Source organism: Brevibacterium sanguinis, assembly GCF_039528855.1.
In the GTDB taxonomy this organism is placed as follows: Bacteria; Actinomycetota; Actinomycetes; order Actinomycetales; family Brevibacteriaceae; genus Brevibacterium; species Brevibacterium sanguinis.
On the sequence record NZ_BAAAMB010000009.1, the window covers coordinates 206,256 to 207,140 of the forward strand.

The window sequence follows — 885 nt, forward strand, 5'->3', positions numbered from 1 at the left end:
TCGGGGCGCCGTGCTGCGGTGATCGGTGCGCTAGGCGAAGATGCTCACGCCTCCGGGACCGACGAGGAGGCCGACGACGATGAGGATGACTCCCCAGAGGATCTGCTTCCGGAAGATGGCGAAGATGCCGGAGATGACGAGGATCGCGGCGATGATCCAGAGGATGGTGGCGAGCATGATGTGTCCTTTCCTAGGGGTGGAGCATGGGGTTGGGGTTTGCTGTGGTCTCAGTGCCTCGGTGACTCAGTGCCTCGGTGCGCCGTTGCCGGATCCCGATTCGTCGGTGAAGTCGGTGCGGGGGTCGACGCGGTTGCGGTCGCCGCTTCCGCGGCTGCGGGAGAGACGGTACTGGTCGGGGTCGACTCCGTTCGGGTCTCCGCGACGCTGGTCGGCCCCGTTCACTCCCCTGCCGTCGGCGGTGTCGGAGCCCGAACCGTCGGCGGTGTCGAACGTCCGCTGTTCCGTGACCTCGTATTCGACCCCGTCGTAGGCGCGGGTGTCGGATTCGGCGTAACCGCGTCCGTTCGCGTCGTCGAAGGTGCGGCGCTCCGTGGTCTCGTAGCCGACCCCGTCGGCACCCTCGTAGGCGCGAGTGTCGGATTCGGCGTAACCGCGGCCGTTCGCGTCGTCGAAGGTGGCGCGTTCCGTGGTCTCATATCCGACGCCGTCCGCACCGTCATAGGCGCGGGTGTCGGATTCGGCGAAGCCGCGGCCGTCGGCCGTGTCGAACGTCCGCTGCTCGGTGCCGGTGTAGCCGCGTCCGTCAGTCGTTTCGAACCCTCGGGCGTCTGCCGATTCCGAGGCGACGCCATCAGCGCTGTCATAGGTGCGGCTCTCGGATGCCGCATAGCCGGTTCCCGCTGCCGCGGCGTAACCGCTGTCGCG

General features: G+C 67.9%; 2 protein-coding genes. Both read right to left on the reverse strand.

From position 1 onward, the window contains the following. Positions 1-30 precede the first annotated feature (30 nt). Complete coding sequence (locus ABD154_RS11245) at positions 31-177, reverse strand: GPGG-motif small membrane protein (RefSeq protein WP_009374756.1); 147 nt, start codon at positions 175-177, stop codon at positions 31-33. 66 nt (positions 178-243) lie between these two features. Next, the coding region (locus tag ABD154_RS11250) for a hypothetical protein (protein ID WP_344251317.1) at positions 244-885 on the reverse strand (642 nt) is incomplete at its 5' end.